Genomic DNA, 1,017 nt, shown 5'->3' with positions numbered 1-1,017 from the left:
GCGAAAGCACCGCCGCCCAGGCCGCCAGCACCGTCATGAACAACGTCGTGCCATGCTGCCGGCTCAGCCGCTTCAGACCCCGCGTCAGATCCGCATCGATGACGATCGGCACACAGGCCCCGGCGAACGACTGCTGGGCCGGCCGCGGCCGGTCCGTCGGCAGCGCAAGCCGGGCCGGGGCGCCTGACAGGGCGTTGCGCCAATACTGCGCCTGGGTCTGCAGCCGTTCCCCCGACAGCCACTGCCGTTGCCAGGCGGCATAATCCGGATACTGGATTGCAAGCGGCGGCAAAGGATCGTCCTGTCCAGCCTCGAACGCCCGGTAAAGCTGACTGAGTTCACGCACCAGCACGCCCAGCGACCAGCCGTCGGAGACGATGTGATGCTGGGTCAGCAGGAAGACGTGCTCCTCATCCGCCAGCCGGATCAGACGTCCGCGGATCAGCGGGCCACCCGCAAGATCGAATGGCGTGAGGGCCTCTTCACGGCACAGATCCAGAAGCGCGGCTTGCGCATCCGGCCTGTCCCGCAGATCGTGCTCCACCACCGGCACCCCCGCACTCGGCGGCAGGACCTCAACCCGGGGCTTGCCCTCCGGCGCGACAAAGACACTGCGCAGCGCCTCGTGACGGGCAAACAGACGGTCAAGGCTGCGCTGCCAGGCGCTGCGGTCGAGCACGCCACGCAGCCGCAAGGCCAACGGAATGTGATAGTTCGTGCTGCCCTCGTCGAGCTGCGCCAAGAACCATAGCCGCTGCTGCGCAAACGACAGCACAAGCGGCTCATGACGCGACACCGTCGCAATCGCCGGCAGGTCTTGCGGACCGGCGCGGCTCAACAGCTCGACGATGCTTGCGGCCAGATCGGCAAGCACCGGCCTGGCGAACAGCGTGGCCAGCGGCAGCTCGACACCGACGGCCTGCGGCAACCGGCTCAAAAGCTGCACCGCCAACAGCGAGTGGCCGCCGAGCTCGAAGAAGTGGTCGTGGCGCCCGACCCGCTCGACACCGAGCAGCT

The 1,017-nt window shown here is 67.9% G+C and carries 1 protein-coding gene; it reads right to left on the bottom strand.

The features are described 5' to 3' along the window. Positions 1–1,017 (bottom strand): condensation domain-containing protein (locus AC0L2K_RS34885; RefSeq protein ID WP_473533647.1); only part of this gene is annotated, 1,017 nt, incomplete at both ends.

The sequence above is a fragment of the Mesorhizobium sp. WSM4817 genome (assembly GCF_055811135.1).
This window is presented reverse-complemented; position numbering and strand designations above follow the sequence as displayed.